Raw genomic sequence first — 22175 nt, 5'->3', positions numbered from 1 at the left:
GCCACGAATTCTGTCTCATAGGGTTATTCCGATGAAGGTAAAGCGCTCACTGGGGTCTTGTTGTTGACCGCCATGTCGGTTGAATGAACTCCATTACACTGGAGGACAAGGTGAAAACCGACAATTGGAACTCTATTGTAGAAAAAACTTTTTCCAACCCACAGTATAAAAATAGGTTACTCACTAAACCAAACCAAGTTTTGGCTGAAGAAGGCGTAATTGTCCAAGAAGGCGTCACAGTTCATGTTGTAGAATCAACCACAACAGAGGTGTGGCTCGTTTTGCCAAATCACAAAGAGGGCGTCAAATTCTTAAGCCCATATGTGGCAGTGTGCGAAGTTGACGGGGTCGAAGTCCAAGGGTGTGATCCAAAAAAATGCAAAAACCCTGCGGCCGGATGTGCCAAGTAACAGGCGATCAAGCACTGTCGTTCTCCGTACTTGCAATCGCCAGACAGGGGACTTTATGAATGTGCTATCCACGCGAGGCGCTTAATGACAAGTGTTGACAACACGCACGACGACCTGTCGCAACGGCATCATCCTTCCCGGCTCTTTGTGGAGGTGACGTCCAGATGCAATCTTCGTTGCGCCATATGTGTAAAGCAATCCGGGGCTGCCAAGTCAATTGACGGCGACATGCTTCCAGAAACGTTCAATGCGTTAGCACCAGAGTTGAAGCACCTTCAAGCCCTGGTCCTCAACGGCATAGGCGAACCGCTGCTGCATCCGCTGCTCGAAGAATTCATTCGAACGGGCAAACGCTCCATGCCTGCCCGAAGCTGGGTAGGTTTTCAAACAAACGGGCATCTCCTCGACACGGCTCGCAGTTCTTCACTCATTGCGGCCGGGCTGGACAGGATCTTTCTTTCCGTGGACTCGACGTCTCCGGAGCTTTTCAAGGCCGTCCGTGGTGGAGGCAGTCTGGGACATATTGAACGTGCCCTGACGGCTTTGGCTCAAGCGAAAAAGGAACACCCGGGGAACACGTTGGAGGTCGGCGCGGAGTTTGTTGTCATGCGCGACAACATTGCTGAACTTCCATCTATCATTGCGTGGCTGGCCAAACGTGGCGTAAGCAGGCTTGTCGTGTCCCATGTTTTGCCTTTTAGTTCTGCATTGGCGGACCAGACTGTCTTTGGCATCAATACAAATTCGGCCAAGTATTTTTACGAGGCTTGGTCTGACCAGGCGCGCCAAGAGGGAATAGATATTACACAATACTTCAATGTGCTGTGGAAGTATCACAAGACGCCGCACGACCTGCGGTTGGTGAGCTTTGTCCAGCGGATGGTGTCCCAGGCACTTGAAACCGATATCTCGCTCCATGTTGCGAATCTGACCGATGGCGATGATGTTGGTCCGGTGGAGGCCGTCTTCCGCAAGGCAGAGGCCGTTGCCGGTGCTGTTGGCCTTCGGCTTCTTCTGCCGCCTGTAAGGCCAGTCAGCGGGCACGCCTGTTTGGGAGTCAAACAGGGCGGTGCGTTTATTGCCTGGGATGGCAAGGTGTCTCCGTGCCATTTTCTCTGGCGAAGCTTTAACTGCTATTTCTATGGGAGAGAGAAGCAAGTCGCTCATAAATTATTTGGAGACTTATCCCATGATTCGCTAACTGAAATATGGAATAGCTCGAATTATAAAGCATTTCGCTCTGATGTCATGCAGAAGAGATACCCGCATTGCCCTGGCTGCAATGTGTTCCCCTGTGAAGACATCAATAGTATTGATTTCGAATATGACTGTTACGGCGAAACAGTTCCTTGTGGCGACTGCCTATGGAGCATGGGACTTCTCCAATGCATGGGCCAAGAAGATGAATCTGGAGAGTTCCACGATTGCTGCGATGATATCCATGGTGTTGACAAATTCAAACATACTGATTTTGGTGTGCCTGCACAGGTATAATACTCACAACATGGGCAGCCGGTTGCCAATTGGTAGATAGCAGCCTTTTGTTTGAAGCAAAGTTGTCAGGAGTGCGTTTTGGGTTAAATGACAACCAAATCCGCTCCCGCTCTGACAAGAATCTTGACAAGGGTCGGCTTTTGGCTATTTTGCCAAATAGAAAATGACTGAAAAATGGAGAGTCGATGCCGACGCTACAATTTTCGTCACACATCCAGACATTCAAGGCATCAGGCCATGAAACCCGCCTGCTTATTGTTGACGAACTTTCGCGCGTCCAACGAAACGTCTGCGAATTGACGAAGCTGGTCGGCGCGGATATCTCCATAATTTCCAATCATTTAATCCAGCTTCGCGAAGCAGGGATCAGCGCTTCGGATAAAAGGCGCATGCAGGTCTACTATAGCCTGCCACCCTCCTGCGTTTTGCAACTTTTCTCATGTGTTAAAGTGGTTTACTCGTACTCGCCCTACGAGTCTTCAGAGTCGAATCCCGGGTAATTTTTTTGCGTTGATATTTTGCTATTTGGCAAAACATACAAACACCGTCAAGATTACCGCTCTCAGGAAGTCGTCTTGGCAAAACACTGGAGACAAACCCATGTCCGAGAAAAAAGCTCCTGCTGTTCCGCCGCCCCCAAACTGGTATTCGCCTGCTCCGGCGGAGCCGACGTCGGGGCCTTGGCTGATCAAGTTGCCAGGAAACTCACAGCGGACGGTGTGGCCAAGATGTTCTGTCTGGCCGGTATCGGCGGTCGCGTCAGCGGCATCCTCAAGACCACGGAAGCAGCGTCGAAGATCGTGGCCATCGATGGCTGTCCCCTCAACTGCGCCCGCAAGTCGCTGGAAGAGGCCGGATTCACCGACTTCGGCCATGTGCAGTTGGCCGATCTGGGTTATAAAAAAGGGGAAAGTCCCGTGACCGAGGAGCGTGTGCTGACGGCTGCCATGGCTACGGTCCCGCATTTCGCCAATCTGTCCTGACCCCTTTTCCAGGAAAAGCCTGCGCGAGTCTGGTGGGCTGCTCCGTCGTCCCGGCCGCGCAAGCGGCAATTGAGGAGATGTTTGTATGGAACCACTTGGAAAAATGAGCTGCTGTACCAAGGAAGCCGTGGCCGAAAGCGCACACCCGCACAACGGAAAGCTTGTCGGCTATCTTTTGCTGCTTGCGCCGGCCCTGGTCGTCTGGTGGGTGGTGTACGGAATGCTGCCCGGGTTTTCCCGTCTGCTGACCTATGATGTCCTGGGGATCGCCCAGGGAAGTCCTCTTGGCGACTCCGTCGAATTCCTGCTCTATGACACGCCCAAGGTGCTCATGTTGCTGACCCTGGTGGTCTTTGGCGTGGGCGTCATCCGCACCTTTTTCACGCCGGAGCGTACTCGCCGCGTGCTGGCCGGAAAACGCGAATCGGCTGGCAACGTGCTGGCCGCCTTGCTCGGCATCGTCACCCCCTTTTGCTCCTGCTCGGCAGTTCCGCTCTTTATTGGCTTCGTTACGGCAGGCGTCCCCATGGGCGTGACCTTTTCCTTTCTGATATCGGCTCCCATGGTCAATGAGATCGCCTTGGTGCTGCTTTACGGCCTGCTCGGCTGGAAGGTGGCCGCCCTTTATCTCGGCACCGGTTTGGCCATTGCTATCGTTGCGGGCTGGGTGCTCGGCAAGCTCAATCTGGAGCCCTACGTCGAGGATTGGGTCATGAAAATCCGCACCGACCCATCTGTCTTGCCCCCCGATGAACAGACCTGGACGGATCGGATTGAAGCAGGCTTTCATGCCGTCAAGGATATCGTCGGCAAGGTCTGGATTTACGTTGTGATCGGTATTGCCGTGGGCGCAGGCATCCATGGCTACGTGCCTGAAGGCTTCATGGCCTCCATCATGGGCAAGGACGCTTGGTGGTCCGTACCGGCGGCCGTCCTGATCGGCATACCCATGTATTCGAACGCGGCGGGCATCGTCCCGGTCGTTGAGGCGCTCCTGGGGAAAGGTGCTGCGCTCGGCACCGTTCTGGCGTTCATGATGGCAGTGATTGCTTTGTCATTGCCTGAAATGATCATCTTGAGGAAAGTACTCAAGCCACGACTTATCATGGTTTTTGCTGGAGTTGTTGGGTTGGGAATTGCTTTTGTGGGATACCTTTTCAATTATCTCTACTAACAATTTGTAACGCGAAATCAGTCATTGGAGGAAAGCCATGGAAATCAAGGTTCTTGGTCCCGGATGCGCCAAATGCAAAGAAGCAGAAAAAATCGTCTTGGAGGCTGTCAAGGAATCCGGAGTTGCCGCCACGGTGGAAAAGATTGCGGATTTTCAGCAGATCGCCAGCTTTGGCGTATTTTCTACGCCTGCAGTCGTCATTGATGGCGAGGTCAAAGTGGTGGGCAAAGTGCCATCCAAAGGGGACGTTCTTTCCTGGCTGCAGTAAGCGGCAGGTCTTCGAAACCCACAAATGGAGAGGACCATCTCTTCTTGGTTGGTTTGGCCCTCTTGCCGCCTGCGGCTGACGCCCTGGAGCAGCCTTGTCCCCGGGAACACGCGGATGCGCACACATTTCAATATTCGGTCGGGTAGCCGCGTAGGTACGGCAGAAAAGCACCATGCACGACCAAATTCAAGTGTTGTGATAAATATAGATCTATAGCATGCAAGTATGATATAGCCATATAATGTGTCTATTGCTTAGACACACAGACTGTTTCGTGTGTATATTAATTTTTCATATGCTACACGTCAAAGGAGGAAAATTCAACAAGACACTGAAAATTCACGGCAAAATTATGGCACACTTCCTGCTTCTCATACAAACTACTTTCAAGAGAGGAACTCTATGAAACATATTACTCTGTTTTTTGCTCTCGCCATCGTGCTGAGCGCTGGGGTTTGCTTCGCTGCCGCGCCCGTCCCTGAGGTTCCGGCCAAGGGCATGGTAACCATGGTGGATATCGGAGCAAAAGCCTGTATCCCGTGCAAAATGATGGCTCCCATCCTGGAAGAATTGGAAAAAGAATACCAAGGGAAAGCGGCGGTCCTTTTTATCGATGTCTGGGAGAACAGAGAACAGGGCGCTAAATTTGGGCTGAAGCTTATTCCGACGCAAATTTTTTACGATAAGAATGGAAAAGAAACGTATCGCCACGAAGGCTTTCTGGACAAGGCTGCGATCAGCGAAAAGTTGGACAAATTGCTGGCCCAGTAAGGAGAGCATCACGTGCTGGACCACCTGTTTTTGACCATCAATACCTGGATGACCGGCAGCCTCATCGTTGCGGCGCTCGGCTGTTTCCTCTGGGGTCTGGTAAGTGTTCTTTTCAGCCCCTGCCACTTGGCTTCCATCCCCTTGATCGTTGGCTATGTCGCCGGGCAAGGCAGAATCATCCATGGCCGGGAGGCGGCGCGCTATGCCGTCGCCTTTACCTCCGGCCTGTTTCTGACCATAGCAACCATCGGGATTCTCTGTACGCTCCTTGGGCGGATGCTTGGGGATATCGGCCCATATTGGACTATCCTGGTCGGTGCCGTGCTGATTTGGGTGTCCCTGGACATGATGGGGGTGGCCAAGTGCTCGGTCTCCGGCGGCATGATGAGCAAGCTCAAGGTCAAGGGCGTTGGCGGAGCGTTTCTCCTCGGCTTGGCCTACGGCGTTCTGTCCGGTTCGTGCACCTTCGGTTTTATCGCGCCCATCCTGGCCATCATCACCATTCAGGAAAAGATCCTCACCGGCGTGGTACTCATTGTGCTGTTCGCAGTTGGGCACTGTCTTCCCATCGTGGTGGCCGGCAGTTCAACGGCCCTGGTCCAACGTTGGCTGGAAAATGGGGCCATGCGCCACGGGGGAACTTGGTTCCGAAAAACCGCCGGGGCAATGATTGCGCTTCTTGGAATCTACTTCATGGCCATGCCGTTTCTGTCTGTTTGAGTTTACCGGCTGTTTCGACATGGGTTTAAGGAAGGGACAGGCATAAAGGTGACGCATTGGTGCACCGGGAAGACTCCGAGCCCAAGTCCCTGGTCAATCCACATTTTTTTTAGAGGAACCGGCACGTTGTCATCTTTTTGCTAATAGTCCTTATTTAATATAAGATAGTCCCTATCCTGCCATCCCCGGGCTTGGCAAAGGACCGGCCATGACGACAATGCGATTTTCCCTCTTTATTGAACGCTTCCTTTCGGGGCCGGGGAGACACTGCCCAGGAGTCAAATCCCACCACCGTCCACAAGCGGCACGCCCAGGGGCCGCTGCTGCGAGATGCGCGCCCCTGGCGGCAGGTCGGTTGTCACCCAGACATTGCCGCCAATGACCGCCCCCTGGCCGATGGTGATGCGCCCGAGCACGGTCGCCCCGGAATAGATCACCACGTCGTCCTCCACCACCGGATGTCGCGCACCTCCCTTGACGAGCATGCCTTGCTCGTCCTTGGGAAAGCTCTTGGCCCCAAGGGTCACGCCCTGGTAGAGCCGCACATTGTCGCCGATGATGCAGGTTTCGCCGATGACCGTGCCGGTGCCATGGTCAATGAAAAACCGCCGGCCGATCACTGCGCCGGGATGGATGTCGATGCCTGTCCTGGCGTGGGCCATTTCGGTCAGAATGCGCGGGATGAGGTCCACGCCAAGGGCGTGCAGCGCATGAGCCACCCGGTAATGGGTCAGGGCGGCGAGGCTTGGGTAGCAGAAAATGGTTTCGCCCGGACTGCGCGACGAGGGGTCGCCTTCGTAGGCGGCCTGGGCATCCTCGGCCAACAGCTCCCGCAGCCGGGGCAACAGGCCCAGAAACTCTCCAGTCAGCCGTCTGGCCCGGGCGTCGCAGTCCTGGCATTCCCCGCCCCGCTCCAGTTCGCAAAAAAAGCAGTAGCCGCGGCGGACCTGATCGGTCAGCAGGCGGTCGACCTCGAACAGGTTGGCCCCGATATGGTAGCGCATGCTTTCCGGGCTGACATTGGAATTGCCGAAATAGCCCGGGAAAAGGACCGCCCGAAGCCTGTCCATCAGTTCGGACAGGGCCGCAACCGACGGCATGGGCTCGTCATGCAGGGGCCGGTGGTAGACCTTCTCGTAGGAGGCCGGATCGCACAATTGTTCGGTCGTCAACTCAAGGACGCTGTCGATTCTGGCCTGGCGTCGAAAATCGGACATGGCGCACCTCCGGGAGCGGCAGGCGAAACAGACAAGAGCACCCCGACCGGCTGGCCTGCCCCCAGCCGGTGCAAGGCCCGGCCGTCACCCGGCGCTACGCGCACGCCGCCCGGTGCGGACCTTGATCAGTTCGGCCACGATGGACACGGCGATTTCCGCCGGCGTATCGCCGCCTATGGGCAGGCCGATGGGGGCGTGGGTTCTGGCCAGGCTTTGCCGGGAAAACCCCTCCCCGACCAGTTCTTCCAGCACCGCCGCCACCTTGCGGCTCGATCCGATCATGCCGATGTAGCCCGCGTCCGTCCCAAGGGCCTGGATCAGGATTTTTCGGTCCTGCTTGTGGCAGCGTGAGACAATGACCACCGAACTGGCGGCGTCGAGGCTGCGGCCGGCGAAACAGGCGTCAAACGAGGGCAGCACCGCCACCTCATTGGCCCACGGAAAGCGGTCGGGACTGGCGAACTCGGCCCGGTCGTCCAGCACAATGGTCTTGAAATCGGCCAGGGCCGCAATCTGGCAGGTCGGCCGGGCAATATGCCCCGCGCCGCAGATATAGACGGGATCGGCCGCCGGCAACGGCTCCAGAAAGTACTGGGCCGCGTCCAGGACAACCAGGGACGGGGAGAAGCGGTTTTGGCCCAATCGGCCAGCCTCCCGCACCACCGTCTCCGGCAAGGCCCCGGCCAACAGCCGGCCGTCGCCGGAAAAAAGGCCTCGTCCGCCGCCGCCTGCTGCCCGGCCAGCCAGGGACGAGACGAGCAGGCAGGTCTGGTTGGCCCCTTGCATCGCGGCCATCTTTTGGAAGAGCGTCACGTTCTCCGGGGTCGGGTCGATGCGCTCCAGAAACACCTGGACGACGCCGCCGCAGATGGCGTCGGCCCCGTCGCCGATCTCTCCCGACAGATCCATTTCAAGGACTTGCGCCTGGCCGGAAGCCATGGTCTCAACCGCGGCCTGGATGGTCCGGCCTTCCAGCGGGCCGCCGCCCACCGTGCCGGCGATGTCCGCGTTTTCAAAAAGCAGCATCCTGGCTCCGGCCGGACCCGGGGCCGAACCGTCCTTGGAGACGACGGCGGCGGCCACCACGCTTTCCCCACGGCCGAGATAGTCGTTTAAGCTGTCTATAAGACCTCGCATGGACGGCTCCTTGTTGGCGTTCAGGTCGAGGCGGCTCGGCCCAGCCTCCGGGCCTCGGCCGCCACCGTGGGGAAGACGGTCAAGAACGCCTCGACCTCTTCCAGGGTGTTCATCCGGGACAGGGACAGGCGAAGGGTGCTGCGAAGATACTGCTCGGGCAGGCCCATGGCCGAAAGGACATGGGAGGGGGCGGCAGACGTGGACTGGCAGGCCGAGGTGGTCGAGACCGCGAAATCCCGGTCGTCAAGTTCCGCCAGCAGGATTTCCTGCGGCGCGCCGCCAAGGCCCAGGCTTATGGTGTTGGCGATGCGAGGCCCGGCCCGGCCATGAATCACGGCGTTGTCGACGGCGGCCAGGATGCCCTCCTCCAGGTGGTCGCGCAGTTGGGCAAGATGCCCCTGGCCGCCGACGGCCAGGAAGGATCGGGCCAGTTCGGCTGCCTGGCCGCAGCCCACGATGCCGGCCACGTTGTGGGTGCCGGCCCGGCGGCCGGACTCCTGCATTCCGCCCAGGAGAAGCGGCGTCAGCGGCGCTCCCCGGCCGACAAAAAGCGCCCCGACCCCCTTGGGGCCATGAAACTTGTGGGCCGAGAGAGTCAGGTAGTCCACAGGCAGGTTTTTGAGCGACAACGGCTCCTTGCCGACCACCTGGACCGCATCGCAGTGGAAAAGGGCCCCCCGGGACCGCACAAGCCGGGCGATTTCCGCTATCGGCCAGAGCACCCCGGTCTCGTTGTTGGCCCCCATGAGGCTGACCAGGGCCGTGTCCGCCGTGACCGCCTCGGCCAGGGCCGTCAAATCGAGCTGCCCCTGCCCGTCCACGGGGAGAAAGACCACTTCCACGCCTTGGTGATCGCGCAGATACTCCAGCCGGCGCAGCACGCAATGGTGCTCCACAGCCGAAGTGACCACCCTTTTCCTGGCCGGATCAGCCAGCACGGCCGAGAGGATGGCCGTGTTGTTGCCCTCGGTGCCGCAACTGGTGAACACCAGCCGGTCGGCCGGACAGTCGAGCAAGGCCGCGACCTGCTCCCTGGCCGTCTCGACGGCCACTTTGGCCCGGTGGCCGAACTGGTGGGGGCTTGACGGATTGCCGTAGCATTCGCGCAGATAGGGCAACATGGCTTCGAAAACCTGGGGATCAAGGGGAGTGGTGGCGTTGTTGTCGAAGTAGACGGCTGCCATGGCATACCTCCCGGTCAGGACAGGGTGAGCATACGGTCCAGGGCCAGTCGGGCCTCTCCGGCCACGGACACAGGCACCCGGACCACCGGCGGCGGCTCCCCCGCCGCCACCCCCTCCAGCACGCGCAAGACGGACAGCGGGCGCGTCCGGTACATGTTGGCGCAAATGGCCTGATGCGGCGACAGGGAGACCACCAGCTTGTCGGGGTTGCGGTCGGCCAGCCGGGCCACGAGATTTATCTCCGTGCCAACGGCCCACTTGCTCCCGGCCGGCGCGGCATCGATGGTGCGCGCGATCATTTCCGTGGAGCCGTAGGCGTCGGCCTCCCGGATGACCTCGATGGGGCACTCGGGATGGACAATGACCCGGATGCCCGGCTCCTTTTGCCGCCAGGCGGCCGCGTCCTCGGGGAAAAACATCTGGTGCACCACGCAAAAGCCGTTCCAGAGATAGACCCGGGCCGCGCGCACGGCCTCGGGGTCCAGGCCGCCAAGGGGCAGCCCTCGGTCCCAGACCAGCATGTCCGGCAGCGGCACGCCGAGGTCATGGGCGGTAATCCGGCCGAGGTGCTCGTCGGGAAAGAAAAAGACCTTGGCCTCCTGGGACAAGGCCCAGATCAGGATATTTCGGGCATTTGACGAGGTGCAGACCGCGCCGCCATGGCGACCGACGAAAGCCTTTAAGCTGGCAGCGGAGTTGACGTAGGTGATGGGTATGACCGGGCCCGCCTCGGCGCGAGTCAGGCTTTCCCAGGCCCACTCCAGGGCCTCGGGAGTGGCCATATCGGCCATGGAGCAGCCGGCCCGCTGTTCGGGCAGATAGACGGCCTGATCCGGGCCGGTCAGGATGTCGGCCGTCTCGGCCATGAAGTGCACGCCGCAAAAAACGATGTGCCGGGCCGAGGTCGCAGCCGCCGCCTGGGCCAGCTTCAGGGAGTCGCCCACGGCGTCGGCCACGGCGACCACGGCGTCGCGTTGGTAGTGATGGGCCAGGATCAGGACATCGCGGCCGAGGCGGTTTTTCAGTTGGCGGATGCGCGCCGCCACCGCGTCATCGGTCCAGTCCCGGGGATCGGACGCTGCCTGCGCCTTGGGTTCCATAGAGACCCCCCTGCTCCGGGTCGGGCAACCGCCCGCCCAATCGCCAACATCACAAACTTGATCAGGTTGATAACTTCGCAGGCCTCAGACGTCAACAATTTCATAGCTCAAACATATGAAATACGCTGCCGCCTATTTCCGGATGCGCAGGCAATATGTGTTGCCGGCCACATGCTGCGTGCCAAGGACAACATGGCCGTCTCGGGTCACGGCGGCCGGGACATTTTCGAGCGGTTCGCCGCCCGTCAAAAGCACTTCGAGCACGTCGCCCTTTTTCAATTCGTACAGCTGCACTTTGACCTTCACAAAGGTGATGGGACAATTATAGCGCGTGATGTCGAGCTGCCGGGTTGCCATGGTGCTTCCTCCTCCATCCCTTTGCAGCGGGCAAGCCGCAAAATGCCGCATTGCCCGCCCCAGGCTCTTGTGCGCCGTATCATTTCAGTCCTGAGCGGACCGGTTCGCTCCGGCTGCGCGCCGACAGGCCCGGTCCCCTCCCGGAACGCACGAACGCGTGTTGTCGCCGGCCAGCGCAGTGATGTCGGGCTGTTCGCCGCAAACGCGGCAACGCGGATTTCTTTGCACCGGGCTTTTCATGAAATCCATGGCCTTGGCGTCAAAGCACAGCAGGGAATCATAGAGCGGCCGGCCTGCGCCGGTGATGTATTTGAGGGCCTCGGCCGCCTGGATGGACCCGAGCATCCCGGCAATGGCCCCGAAAACCCCGGCGCTGGAGCAGGTGGGAACCGTGCCGGTTGGCGGCTCCCCCATGACGCAGCGGTAGCAGGCCGTGTCCCCGGGCTTGACGGTCATGGTCATACCGACGAACTGGAGAATGCCGCCCTGGGAGAAGGGGACGCCAGCCAGCACGCAGGCGTCGTTTATGAGAAACTTGGATGGGAAGTTGTCGACCCCTTCGATGACGAAATCATAGTCCGCCACAATGGGGCCGATAGTTGCGGCGTCCAGGTACTGCCGGTAGGCCACGACTTCGACGTCAGGATTTATGGCCCGGATTTTGGCCGCCGCCGAAAGGACCTTGGCCGAGCCGACGTCGGCCGTTGCATGCAGAATCTGGCGTTGCAGGTTGGACAGGTCCACATCGTCGGCGTCGGCCAGACCGAGAACGCCGACACCCGCCGCCGCCAGGTAGTACGCTGCCGGCGACCCCAGTCCGCCGGCCCCGATAATGAGCACCCGGGCCCGGCTGATCTTGAGTTGCCCGTCCACGCCGATTTCCGGCAGCAGGATATTGCGGCTGTAGCGCTCCCAATAGGCATCCTCGCGTTCCACTTCCATACACCCTCCGGCCAATGCGTCCCGGCCGTCCGCCATGACAACGGACAGCCGGGACGCGTCGTGGCAACAGACCTCCCGGCCCTAAGCCTCACCGACACCCTCGAAAAGAATGGTGGACAGATACCGCTCGGCCGCGTCGGGCAGGACCACCACGATGGTCTTGCCGGCGTAGGTCTCCCGGCCGGCCAGCCGTACGGCCGCAGCCACGGCCGCGCCCGAGGAAATGCCGGCCAGAATGCCCTCTTCCCGGGCCAGCCGCCGGGAGGCGGCCACGGCCTCGTCGTTTTCCACCAACTCCACCCGGTCGATGACGGACAAGTCCAGCGTTTCCGGGATAAAACCGGCCCCGATGCCCTGGATCTTGTGCGGCCCGGGAACAAGCGGCGCCCCCTCCAGGGCCTGGGTGATGATCGGGCTTGCCGCCGGCTCCACAGCCACGCTCTCGATGTTTTTTCCCCGGTTCTTTTTGATGTACCGGGAGATGCCGGTGATGGTGCCGCCTGTGCCCACGCCGCAAACGACCACGTCCACGGCCCCGTCCGTGGCGCTCCAGATTTCGGGACCGGTGGTCTGTTCGTGGATGGCCGGATTGGCCGGATTTTTAAACTGCTGGGGCAGATAATAGCGGCCGGTGTCCGAAGCGGCGATGGCCTCGGCCCGGCGCACGGCCCCGGCCATGCCTTCAGCCCCCGGAGTCAGCACCAGCTTCGCCCCCAAAAAGGCCAACACCCGGCGGCGTTCCAGGCTCATGGTCTCGGGCATGGTCAGGGAAATGGCATACCCCTTGGCCGCCGCCACAAACGCCAGGGCAATGCCGGTGTTGCCGCTGGTCGGCTCGATGATTTCCATGCCCGGCCCCAGGACCCCGCGCCGTTCGGCGTCCTCGATCATGGCCGCGCCGATGCGGTCCTTGACCGAAGAGGCCGGATTACGCCCCTCGATCTTGACCAGGACCGTGGCCCCGGTTCCGGCGGCCAGACGATTAAGGCGCACCAGCGGCGTGCCGCCAACCGACACCGAAGCATCCGTGAATACCTGCGACATAGCCTTACCCTCCCTGTTTCGCCGTTGCCGGCGGCAGCCACAGCCCGACTCCCGGACGGGGCTCCCCGGCGACTGGTCGTGGAACATTCATTTTAATCACTATCTTGATCATGTTAATGATGTAATAAAATGCCGTTTTCCGTTTGTCGAGTCTTTTTCGCCGGCCCGCACCGCAAAAACCGTGTTGCGCCCCGGGAAGGCAAAACCGGCTTTTACGTTGCCGGCAACGGGGTGCGGCCGCAGCTTTCGGGACACAGTGTTGCCGGCTGCTCCGGCCATCGCCGACCCGGACGGCGCGCATGGCCGGGTCCCTGTCCGACGGTCCGCCCCAGGGCCGATAGCCGGCGAAGAACGCACCGGGCGCAGGCCTCGCCGGTTTCGTCCAGACAGGGCTTGCCCGGATAGAGCAGATAGTCCCCGCGCCGGGCCACCGGGGTGGCGCTGGGCATAAAGACATTGGCCCCGCGCGTCAGGGCCAGATTGCGGCCGGTGCCCGGGAACAAGGCGTCAAAGGCCGTGGTGGCCGGAATATGGGCATCGGGATTGACCAGACGGGTCGCGGCCAGGGCCACGAAATGCCGGTCCGGGTCCAGGGCGTAGGCGTTTTGCGACCGGCCAAGGGGCGTGTCGGGATGGGGCAGAAACGGCCCAAGCCCGATCATGTCCAGATCGAGGTCGCGGCACAGCAGGATGTTGTCGGCGAGAATCTCCAGGGTTTCCCCGGGCAGGCCGATCATGAATCCGCCGCCGGTCTGCAGGCCAAGGGAGCGCAGGTCGCGCAGACAGCGCAGGCGTTCGGACAGATCGCAATCCGGGTGCAGACTGGCGAAAAGCTTGGCATCACTCGTTTCAAAGCGCAGCAGATACCGGTCCAGGCCGCAGTCCCGCCACAGGGCGTAGACGTCGCGGGGGCGATTGCCCACGGACAGGGTGACGGCCAGACCCGTCCCGGCCTTGATGCGGGCAATCAACCGGCCCAGGGCCGCGTCGCCTTCCCGGCTTGGGGCTTCGCCCGATTGCAGCACGATGGTCGTCTGGCCCACACTCTCCATGCGCCGGGCAAGGTCCAGAATTTCGGCGTCGTCCAGGCGGTAGCGGGCCACCCGGTCGTTTCCGGCCCGGATGCCGCAGTAGAGGCAATCGTTGGCGCAAATGTTGGAAAATTCCACGATCCCGCGCAAATAGACCGCATCGCCCATCCGTTCCCGGCGCACGGCGTCGGCCCGGTCAAACAGGGCCTGTTTCTCCCGGGTCGCCCTGACCCCAAGCAGTTCCAGAACGGCTTTCCTGTCCCATCGGTTCTGTGCCTGCATGACCATCCCTTCCCCTTGGTTTCTATACAAATTGAGTATGGAATTGTCCCCTGTTGCGGCTCCATCCGCCGGAACGGACGCAAGAAGCCTTCTGCAAAACAAGCCTACACCCATTTCTTCATCAATTCGATAAAAAAAATAATTCAAGCTAACACGCTGGAATTTTTATTTTTAGCACCAAAGCACGACCTTGCCCTCTTGACCAGGGAAGATGCAAATTCTATCACCAAATCGACCAAGTTGATGATATTTGAAACACATCCAAGCCACCCACCGCAACCGCCAGATCCGAGGAGCCTGCCATGACCACCGCCGCCAGACCTCCCGCCGCCGGGAATGCAGGATTTGCCGTGGACAACCTCCGCTTCGCCCGGCAAGGACGCACCGTGCTTGCAGACCTGCACCTTCGGGTGGCACCGGGGGAATTCGTCTGCCTGTACGGGCCGGCCGGCTGCGGCAAGTCTGTCCTGCTGCGCCTCCTGGCCGGATTGGAGATTCCCTCGTTTGGCAGCGTCTCCTTCGCCGGCCGGCCGGTGGCCGGCCAGGACATCGAGCGCGGCCTCATTGTGCACGACAGCGGGCTTTTCCCGTGGCTGAGCCTCACGGACAATCTGGTCATGGCCATCGACGCGGCCCATCCCGATCTGCCGGCGGCCCATTCCCGTAAGCGCGCAACAGACTATCTGGCCCTGGCCGGACTCCACGCGGTCGGGGACAAACATCCCCTGGAACTCTCCCAGGACCTGCGGTTTCGGGGAACCCTGGCCCGGGCCCTGGCCCTGGATTCGCCGGTCCTGCTGCTGGATGACCCGTTGTGCGTTTTCGAAGCGTCCGAGCGGAGCGAACTTCAGGAGCTGCTGGCAACGCTTCTTGATGCCGTCCAGCCCCGAAGGACCATCATCCTGGCCACCCAGGATATTGACGAGGCCTTGGCCCTGGCTGACCGCATCATCGGACTGGGTCCGGCTGCCGGGCCGGCTCTTGTCGATGTGGGCGTTCCCGTTCCCCGGCCCAGAGAACGAAACGCCCTGTATGACGCGCCCCAGTTCCAGGCCCTTCGCCGCCACATCAACGACAGCTACCGCCAGGAGCGGCGACAGCGCCTGGCCGCCCGGGAATTTTTCGGCTTTGGCGAAGGGATTTAGCAAGGAGAAAGAGGCCATGCACCCCGAAAGCTACCTGGCCCAATGCGGTTCCCGGTGGGACAGCCGGACCGGGGCCGTGTCCATGCCGATCTATCAAACCGCCACCTTCAAACACCCGGGCCTGGGCCAGTCCACCGGATATGACTACTCCCGCAGCGGCAACCCCACCCGGGCCGTACTGGAGGAAACCATGGCCTGGCTCGACGGCGGCTGCCGGGGATTGGCCTTCGCTTCGGGCATGGCCGCCCTGGACTGTCTGGCCCGGCTGTTTGCCCCGGGGGACCGCATCGTCGTCACCGAGGACCTCTACGGCGGCACGTACCGGCTTTTCGAGCGCTTCTACCGGCCACTTGGCATCGAGCCCATCTATGTCGACACGTCCGATACCGGGGCGGTGGCCGCAGCCCTGGCCCCGGGAGCCAAGGCCCTGCTGGTCGAGAGCCCGACCAACCCCCTGCTCAAAATCGCCGACTTGCGAGCGCTTGGGCGCTTGGCCCGGGAGCATGGGGCGCTGTTTGTCGTGGACAACACCTTCATGACGCCCTTGCTCCAGCGGCCGCTGGATTTTGGGGCCGATGTGGTCGCCTACAGCGCCACGAAATACCTGGGCGGCCACGATGACGTGGTGGCCGGCCTGCTCGTGGCCCGGGAGCCGGGGGTGGCCGAGCGGCTGGCTTTTTTCCAGAACGCCGCCGGAGCAGTGCTCGGGCCGCAAGACTCCTGGCTGGTCTTGCGAGGCCTTAAAACCCTTGCCGTGCGTCTGGCCCGCCAGCAGGCCAACGCCCAGACCGTGGCCGCCTTCCTGGCCGGCCATCCGGCCGTGGCCCGCGTCCATTATCCGGGCCTGCCGGACCATCCCGGTCATGCCCGGCAGCGCGGGCAGGCCGCCGGCTTCGGGGCCATGATTTCCTTTGCGCTGGCCGACCCGGCCAAAGCGCCCGACATCCTGGCCGGGGTGGAGCTGTTTCTCTTCGCCGAGAGCCTTGGCGGCGTGGAGTCGCTCATCACCCTGCCGGCGGTGCAGACCCATGCCGACATCGAACCGGACAAACGCGCCCGGCTTGGCGTGACCGACGGCCTGCTGCGCCTGTCCATCGGCCTGGAAGACCCGGCCGACCTCGTGGCCGACCTGGCGCGTGTCCTGTAACGCTCCCCAGGCGCAACTAACAAGAAAGGCGGTTGCCATGGACCTGACCACCCTGCTCATGCATCCCGGCCCTTCCGGAACGGACCGCCAAGACGGCTTCGGCGATCTGGCCCCGCCCATCCACCAGACCTCGACCTTTGCCCAGGCCGACCCGCACTGCCTGGGTCCCTTTGATTATTCCCGCAGCGGCAACCCGACGCGCCAGGCCGTGGAAGCGGCCATTGCCCGTCTTGAAGGCGGAGAACGTGGCCTGGCCTTTGCCTCGGGCATGGCCGCCATCTCCAGTGTGCTGCTGCTTTTTTCCCCGGGCGACCACATCGTCGCCAGCCGCGACCTTTACGGCGGGGCCTACCGGGCGCTGACCACCCTGTTCTCTCGATGGGGCCTGGATACCACGTTCGTTGACGCAACCGACGTTGTCGCGCTGTCCCGGGCTGTGACCCCCCGCACCCGGGCCATCTACGTGGAAAGCCCTTCCAATCCACTGCTCACCGTGACGGATCTGGCCGCTGTGGCCGCCCTGGCCAAGGAACACGGCCTCGTGGCCATCATCGACAACACGTTCATGACGCCTTTTCTGCAACGCCCCATTGCCCTGGGCTTTGACATTGTGGTGCACAGCGCCACCAAGTTCCTCGGCGGGCACAGCGACGTGGTGGCCGGCCTGGCCGTCACTGCCGACGCGGCCACCGGCCAACGCCTGCAAGCCATCCAAAACACCTTTGGGGCCGTGCTCGGCCCCCAGGACAGCTGGCTGACCCTGCGCGGCATGCGCACCCTGGCCGTGCGTCTGGCCGCCGAGCAGGCGACCGCCCAGACCCTGGCCCCGTGGCTGGCCGGCCGGCCGGAAGTGGCGCGCGTCCATTACCCGGGCCTGCCCGGCCATCCAGGCTACGCCGTCCACCGACGCCAGGCCGATGGCCCCGGGGCGGTGGTCAGTTTCGAACTTCAGGATGCGGCGGCAGCCGACATCTTCATGCGGGCCCTCACCCTGCCCAGGCTGGCGGTCAGCCTGGGCGGGGTCGAGTCCATCCTGTCCTACCCGGCCACCATGTCCCACGCCGCCATGCCGCCGGCCGTCCGCGCCGAGCGTGGCATATCCGACGCCCTGATGCGCTTGTCCGTGGGCCTGGAATCGGTTCCCGACCTTATGGAGGACCTCGGCCAGGCCCTGGTCAAGGCCGCGGCCGGGATCTGAGGCCCGGCCGCGGCGACTTGACACTCGCGGACCGGAACACTAATCATCACCATGTTGATCGTTTTTATTAATACCGTAAGGGCTGCCGCCGACGTCTCCCGACGTTGCCTGTTTCCCGGAGCTTCAGGCGGACCCGCAGGAGAAAGCCATGGCAACTGTTCATTCCGTGTGCATCAGTGAGCGCAAGGGCGAAAAGAAACATCCGGTCGACGCCGTGACCCTGTGCGTGGATTTCGGCATCGAAAACGATGCCCATGCCGGCTCAGGTCGGCAGGTGAGTCTGCTGGCTCTGGAAGGCGTGGAGCGGATGCGCGAAAAGCTCGCCACCATCGTTCCCGGCGATTTCGCCGAGAACCTGACCGTGGCCGGCTTGAACGAACTGGGCCTTTTGCCGGGCAGCCGGGTGCGGGTGGGGGATGCCGTGTTGCTTGAAGTCACCCAGATCGGCAAGGAATGCCACGGCCATGGCTGTGCCATCATGCGGGCTGTGGGCACCTGCGTCATGCCCAAAGAGGGCATATTTGCCCGGGTGCTGACCGGCGGCATCGTGCGGCCGGGCGACACCGTTGCCATGGCCTGAGGCTTGCCGCCCAGGAGGCCGGAAGAGGGCCGCCGGCGCTTCACGGCGCAAACAACCGCAGTGTGTTGACGCGAGCCTGCGGCAACCAGTATGATATGGTTTTCTTCAGGACTCAAAACAGGCCCTGGCGGGTCCATTCCCGCCAAGCCAAGGGTAAAGGGAGCATCAACCTGGATGTGGGTCACGCAAAAATGCCAGTATGCCTTGCGCGCGCTTTTTGAACTGGCCAAACGCCAGGGCGAGGGGCCTGTCCGGTCCATCGATATCGCCACGAACCAGGCCATTCCCAAACGCTTCCTGGAAGTCATCCTCCACCAGTTGCGACAAGGTGGTTTCGTGGATTCCCAGCGGGGCAAGGAAGGGGGCTTTTACCTGAGCCGCCCGGCCCAAAGCATTACTGTAGGCGAAATCATCCGCTTCATTGACGGCCCGCTCACCCCCGTGGACTGCCAGCTGGACAAACCCCATTTCACCTGCACTCTCAAGGGTAATTGCGCGTTCATGGGGCTTTGGGAGGAAGCGCGCGAAGCTCTGGAGCGAGTCTATGACACCAAGAGTCTCAAGGAACTGGTCGACCGGGAAGAAGCCCGGCTGGGCGCACAAATTCCGCAGTACAGCATTTAGATCCGGCCCCAAAGCTTCGCGAAGTGGCATCCTGGCCAGCCCCAGCCATAGTGAACTTGGCCCGGACTTTGCCCGGGTGTCCACCTCCGACATCAAAGCCCCCACCCACCTGTTCGGAGCGAAGAACGGTCAGTATGGCAGCGCCCGACGCGGCCGTCCCATTCCGCCACCAGCGTGGCGGGCATGCGCAACGCGACCCATTCCCTGATAAAGCACGCCACGGCTGCGTCCTGGCAGCTCGACGCCGTCATTGCCGCCGCACGTATCATCCGGGCCAACGCCTGGGAAACGTACCGTGCATCGCCTGACGAACACGCCCCCTGACCGCCAAGGACCAGGGGCCACAAGCCGTAGCAGCAGATTGGACCGCGGTGCCGTGCTACGTGCCCGGCCAAGGGCTTTCCGCGCGCGTCGCCTGGATCGACCACGCGCTCACCAACTATCCGTCCCTGAACGGCATGGCTGCCGTGGCTGTGACAGACAACAATTGAGAACACGAAAAAGCGGACCCAAATCACCCCCAGCGCAAAAAGGGGTCGGACCTCTTCAGTCCAACCCCTTGAAAAGGGTGCTCCCGGCGCGATTCGAACGCACGGCCTATCGCTTAGGAGGCGATTTTTGGGACTTTCACCAGACTTCACAGAGACGCATAAAAGCATTGCTATTCAATGTGTTAATGTCTATTCTTCCTTCACTGGCCATCACCCAAAGCACCCCACCTTCATCAAAAAAAGCGGGGCCAGAGCGGGGCCAGATTTGGGGAGGGGGGCAAGACATGGCACGGCACTACATCAAGACGGCCTTTGTTGGTGTGCGCTATCGGGAGCACGAGACTCGGAAGCACGGCGTCCGCCCTGACCGCTATTTTTTTGTCCGATACAAGCTGAACGGCAAGGACAAGGAAGAAGGTGTCGGCTGGGGGTCAGAGGGCATGACCGCACAAAAGGCCGCCGAGAAACTGGCGAAGCTCAAGGAAGCGCAACGCACTGGCGAAGGAGCCATAACGCTTGCCGAAAAGCGCCAACAAGCTACCGCTGTCCGCCAAGCCGAAGCTGAGGCCCGGGCCGTCGAGGAACGCGAGAACACAACCCTTGCCCAGGCCTGGGAAAAGTATCTGCCCGTAGCCCAGGCCAACAAGGCCGCCCATACCGCCTATGCTGAGGAAGCCGCCTATCGCCTCTGGCTTTCCCCTACCCTGGCCGGAAAGCCCTTGCGCGACATCAAGCCGATCCACCTGGAGCGCATCAAAAAGACCATGGCTGAGGCCGGCCGATCCGCCCAAACGATTCGGCACGTCCTGGCCGCCTTGCGGCAAGTTTTCAACTTCGCCAAGCGCCACGGTCTTTATGCCGGCGACAATCCGGTTTCCCTGGTCAAAAAGCCCTCTGCCGATGCCCGCCGATTGCGCTTCCTGACCCATGACGAAGCCGACCGCCTGCTTGCCGCCCTAGCCGAACGGGAATCCAACGTCCATGACATGGCCCTACTCGCTTTGCACTGCGGCCTGCGGGCCGGCGAAATCTTTTCCCTCACCTGGGGCGACGTGGACATGGAGCGCGGCGTCCTCATCCTGCGCGACACCAAAAGCGGCAAGACCCGGGCGGCCTACATGACCGAGGCCGTGACGGCGATGCTCGGGGCCATGGAACGCCGAGGGCACAACGATCTTGTTTTCCTGTCTGCCAATGGCGGGCGCATCGTCCAGATTACCGAGACATTCAACCGCGTGGTCGCGGCTCTCGGCTTTAACAACGGCGTCACCGATCCGCGTCAGAAAGTCGTTTTCCATACACTGCGCCACACCTTCGCGTCCTGGCTGGTAGAGCAAAGCGTGGACCTGTATTCGGTCAAGGAACTCATGGGCCATGGCACGCTGGCGATGACTGAGCGTTATAGCCACCTTTCCCCGGACAAGCTGCGCCGGGCGGTCAAGACCTTGGAAGCCGGCATGGACGCGGCCAAGGCCCGGGGCAAGGTCGTTAAGATCGGTGAGAAATAGGCAACATGATCCTGCCGGAACGGCGAAAGGAATAGCTCATGTCATTGACCATCGGGCATTTCTGCCCTACCTGTTTGCCATGAAGGGGCGCGAACTGTCGCGGCGGCTGGTCGCCCTCGGCGTGGTGGTCGAACCGGCCAGAGGTAAGGGCGGCCATTGCCTGCTTCGCCATGGCGGCAACAAGGCCCCGCTGCCTGTCCACGGTGACGCGGACATTAGCCCCGTCTTCATCAAGATGCTGTGCAAGCAGTTGGGCATTGACCCCAAGGAGCTTTAATATGCTGCGCTTCCCCGTGGTGCTGACCCCGGATGAGAACGGAACCATCATTGCCGAAGTGCCCGACATTCCCGGGACCATCACTTTCGGGCAGGACGAAGCCGAGGCCATGGACATGGCGCTTGACGCAGCCCTGACCATGCTTTCCGCCATGATGGACGACGGCGAGGACATCCCCAGCCCGAGCGAACCCACGGCAGGACAAAGCTGGATCGAACTACCGCCCATGGCCGTGGTCAAGCTGGCCGTCTACCAGGGCATGAAAGATCAAGGCGTCTCACAACTCAAGATGGCCGCCCGGCTGCACACCGACGCCAAGTCCGTGCGCCGTTTGCTGGACCTCTACCACCGCAGCAAGTGGGACCATCTGGAAATGGCGCTTGAAGCCCTCGGCTACCGCGTCCAGGTGCGCGTCGAGCCATCCCCGACCTACCCCGGCTTCTTTGGCGGCAGGGGCAAGGAACGTGTTTGGGGATGAATGTGGCCCCAAAGCCTTCAACGAGGGCCTTATGGACTCCAAGCTAAAACACGACCTCATGCGGGAAGCCTGTGAAACAGATAGCCCCGACACCCGCAAGGTTCGCCGTGATCGTCACGAAACGGCTTGCAAGGACAAACGGCGAGACAAGGGCTGCTGTGGCATCTGCGGCTCGGAGAATGTCATCCGCCAGAGCGTGGCCGTGTGCCGCCAATGCGGCGCGGAAGAGCCGTACTTGATGCTCGAAGCTGAATGGTTCCAAGTTTGGCTTGATGCGGCACAACACAAAGAAAGCTGGCCTCATCCCCCCTGCGGACATGAACCGGATAAGCGACAACGGTTGACCATACCGCAAGATGCCTACGTCCTGAAGTGCCCGGACTGCGGAGCCGTACATGGACCGCGTTGCCCAGCCTGCGGGAAACCTTCCTGGACAGCAGGGGACAAGGCATTTTGCAATCAATGCGGGTTTCGACGAGAAAGACGGTAGCGATATCTTCCCGACAGAAGCCATGAGTGACCCACGAACCGCAGGCCTTCTGGAGACGATACGCCGCCTTGTCGAGGCCCGGGCGACAGACAAGGGACGCTTACTGGCTGTGTAGCCCGGCAG

Annotated in this window: 26 protein-coding genes; 18 read left to right on the top strand and 8 right to left on the bottom strand. The window is 61.4% G+C overall.

Annotated features, from left to right (window positions below):
• The first annotated feature begins 110 nt into the window (after window positions 1–110).
• From DVDV_RS02040 to DVDV_RS02005, 8 genes are all read left to right on the top strand, one after another.
• Window positions 111–410, top strand: a complete 300-nt coding sequence (locus DVDV_RS02040; RefSeq protein WP_075353113.1) for a nitrile hydratase subunit alpha — start codon at window positions 111–113, stop codon at window positions 408–410.
• An 84-nt stretch (window positions 411–494) separates the two neighbouring features.
• Window positions 495–1904, top strand: a complete 1410-nt coding sequence (locus DVDV_RS02035) for a radical SAM/SPASM family putative metalloenzyme maturase (RefSeq protein ID WP_075353068.1) — start codon at window positions 495–497, stop codon at window positions 1902–1904.
• A gap of 185 nt (window positions 1905–2089) precedes the next feature.
• Window positions 2090–2404, top strand: coding sequence for a metalloregulator ArsR/SmtB family transcription factor (locus DVDV_RS02030; RefSeq protein ID WP_075353067.1), 315 nt, complete (start codon window positions 2090–2092; stop codon window positions 2402–2404).
• Between the two features lie 75 nt (window positions 2405–2479).
• Entirely contained in the window at window positions 2480–2887 is a 408-nt protein-coding gene (locus DVDV_RS02025) for a putative zinc-binding protein (protein ID WP_075353066.1), read from the top strand.
• Window positions 2888–2972: 85 nt separating this feature from the next.
• Window positions 2973–4061 (top strand): permease, encoded by a 1089-nt coding sequence (locus DVDV_RS02020; protein ID WP_075353065.1) that lies wholly within the window; start codon window positions 2973–2975, stop codon window positions 4059–4061.
• Between the two features lie 37 nt (window positions 4062–4098).
• Window positions 4099–4329, top strand: coding sequence for a thioredoxin family protein (locus tag DVDV_RS02015; protein WP_075353064.1), 231 nt, complete (start codon window positions 4099–4101; stop codon window positions 4327–4329).
• 402 nt (window positions 4330–4731) lie between these two features.
• Window positions 4732–5100 (top strand): co-chaperone YbbN, encoded by a 369-nt coding sequence (locus DVDV_RS02010; RefSeq protein WP_075353063.1) that lies wholly within the window; start codon window positions 4732–4734, stop codon window positions 5098–5100.
• Between the two features lie 12 nt (window positions 5101–5112).
• Window positions 5113–5820 (top strand): cytochrome c biogenesis CcdA family protein, encoded by a 708-nt coding sequence (locus DVDV_RS02005; protein WP_075353062.1) that lies wholly within the window; start codon window positions 5113–5115, stop codon window positions 5818–5820.
• 278 nt (window positions 5821–6098) lie between these two features.
• Here DVDV_RS02005 and epsC read toward each other — a convergent pair whose 3' ends face one another.
• From epsC to hydE, 8 genes are all read right to left on the bottom strand, one after another.
• On the bottom strand, window positions 6099–7037 hold the full coding sequence (gene epsC / locus DVDV_RS02000; RefSeq protein WP_075353061.1) for a serine O-acetyltransferase EpsC: 939 nt from the start codon (window positions 7035–7037) through the stop codon (window positions 6099–6101).
• An 84-nt stretch (window positions 7038–7121) separates the two neighbouring features.
• A complete protein-coding gene (locus tag DVDV_RS01995; protein ID WP_075353060.1) occupies window positions 7122–8174 on the bottom strand; it encodes an XdhC family protein in 1053 nt (350 codons plus the stop codon).
• A 20-nt stretch (window positions 8175–8194) separates the two neighbouring features.
• Window positions 8195–9358, bottom strand: a complete 1164-nt coding sequence (locus DVDV_RS01990) for a cysteine desulfurase family protein (RefSeq protein ID WP_075353059.1) — start codon at window positions 9356–9358, stop codon at window positions 8195–8197.
• A gap of 14 nt (window positions 9359–9372) precedes the next feature.
• Window positions 9373–10458: a quinolinate synthase NadA gene (gene nadA / locus DVDV_RS01985; RefSeq protein ID WP_075353058.1), complete on the bottom strand. Its 1086-nt coding sequence runs from the start codon at window positions 10456–10458 to the stop codon at window positions 9373–9375.
• 132 nt (window positions 10459–10590) lie between these two features.
• Window positions 10591–10815, bottom strand: coding sequence for a sulfurtransferase TusA family protein (locus tag DVDV_RS01980; RefSeq protein WP_075353057.1), 225 nt, complete (start codon window positions 10813–10815; stop codon window positions 10591–10593).
• 84 nt (window positions 10816–10899) lie between these two features.
• Window positions 10900–11757 carry a HesA/MoeB/ThiF family protein gene (locus tag DVDV_RS01975; protein ID WP_083634553.1) on the bottom strand — a complete coding sequence of 286 codons (858 nt, stop codon included), beginning with the start codon at window positions 11755–11757 and terminating at the stop codon, window positions 10900–10902.
• Between the two features lie 81 nt (window positions 11758–11838).
• A complete protein-coding gene (gene cysK / locus DVDV_RS01970) occupies window positions 11839–12801 on the bottom strand; it encodes a cysteine synthase A (RefSeq protein ID WP_075353055.1) in 963 nt (320 codons plus the stop codon).
• Between the two features lie 212 nt (window positions 12802–13013).
• The gene (gene hydE / locus DVDV_RS01965; protein WP_075353054.1) at window positions 13014–14120 is read right to left on the bottom strand and encodes a [FeFe] hydrogenase H-cluster radical SAM maturase HydE; all 1107 of its coding nucleotides are present in this window, start codon (window positions 14118–14120) and stop codon (window positions 13014–13016) included.
• A gap of 344 nt (window positions 14121–14464) precedes the next feature.
• Here hydE and DVDV_RS01960 point away from each other — a divergent pair, with 344 nt between their 5' ends.
• The 10 genes from DVDV_RS01960 (at window position 14465) to DVDV_RS01915 (ending at window position 22167) form a co-directional block, all read left to right on the top strand.
• Window positions 14465–15259: an ABC transporter ATP-binding protein gene (locus DVDV_RS01960; protein WP_175577046.1), complete on the top strand. Its 795-nt coding sequence runs from the start codon at window positions 14465–14467 to the stop codon at window positions 15257–15259.
• A gap of 16 nt (window positions 15260–15275) precedes the next feature.
• A complete protein-coding gene (locus DVDV_RS01955; RefSeq protein WP_075353052.1) occupies window positions 15276–16406 on the top strand; it encodes a PLP-dependent aspartate aminotransferase family protein in 1131 nt (376 codons plus the stop codon).
• Between the two features lie 37 nt (window positions 16407–16443).
• Entirely contained in the window at window positions 16444–17604 is a 1161-nt protein-coding gene (locus DVDV_RS01950) for a PLP-dependent aspartate aminotransferase family protein (protein ID WP_075353051.1), read from the top strand.
• A 148-nt stretch (window positions 17605–17752) separates the two neighbouring features.
• Window positions 17753–18184, top strand: coding sequence for an MOSC domain-containing protein (locus tag DVDV_RS01945; protein ID WP_075353050.1), 432 nt, complete (start codon window positions 17753–17755; stop codon window positions 18182–18184).
• A 174-nt stretch (window positions 18185–18358) separates the two neighbouring features.
• The gene (locus DVDV_RS01940; protein ID WP_075353049.1) at window positions 18359–18808 is read left to right on the top strand and encodes an Rrf2 family transcriptional regulator; all 450 of its coding nucleotides are present in this window, start codon (window positions 18359–18361) and stop codon (window positions 18806–18808) included.
• Between the two features lie 183 nt (window positions 18809–18991).
• On the top strand, window positions 18992–19132 hold the full coding sequence (locus DVDV_RS22630) for a hypothetical protein (RefSeq protein ID WP_175577045.1): 141 nt from the start codon (window positions 18992–18994) through the stop codon (window positions 19130–19132).
• Window positions 19133–19583: 451 nt separating this feature from the next.
• Entirely contained in the window at window positions 19584–20807 is a 1224-nt protein-coding gene (locus tag DVDV_RS01935; RefSeq protein ID WP_075353048.1) for a site-specific integrase, read from the top strand.
• A 79-nt stretch (window positions 20808–20886) separates the two neighbouring features.
• Complete coding sequence (locus DVDV_RS01930; protein ID WP_075353047.1) at window positions 20887–21084, top strand: type II toxin-antitoxin system HicA family toxin; 198 nt, start codon at window positions 20887–20889, stop codon at window positions 21082–21084.
• Between the two features lies 1 nt (window position 21085).
• Window positions 21086–21562, top strand: coding sequence for a type II toxin-antitoxin system HicB family antitoxin (locus DVDV_RS01925; protein ID WP_075353046.1), 477 nt, complete (start codon window positions 21086–21088; stop codon window positions 21560–21562).
• Between the two features lie 395 nt (window positions 21563–21957).
• On the top strand, window positions 21958–22167 hold the full coding sequence (locus DVDV_RS01915; protein ID WP_075353044.1) for a hypothetical protein: 210 nt from the start codon (window positions 21958–21960) through the stop codon (window positions 22165–22167).
• The last annotated feature ends 8 nt before the right edge of the window (window positions 22168–22175 follow it).

The organism is Desulfovibrio sp. DV (assembly GCF_001936595.1).
GTDB lineage: Bacteria > Desulfobacterota > Desulfovibrionia > Desulfovibrionales > Desulfovibrionaceae > Solidesulfovibrio.
The sequence above is the reverse complement of the archived record's forward strand: the minus strand, read 5'-3'. Positions and strand labels throughout refer to the sequence as shown.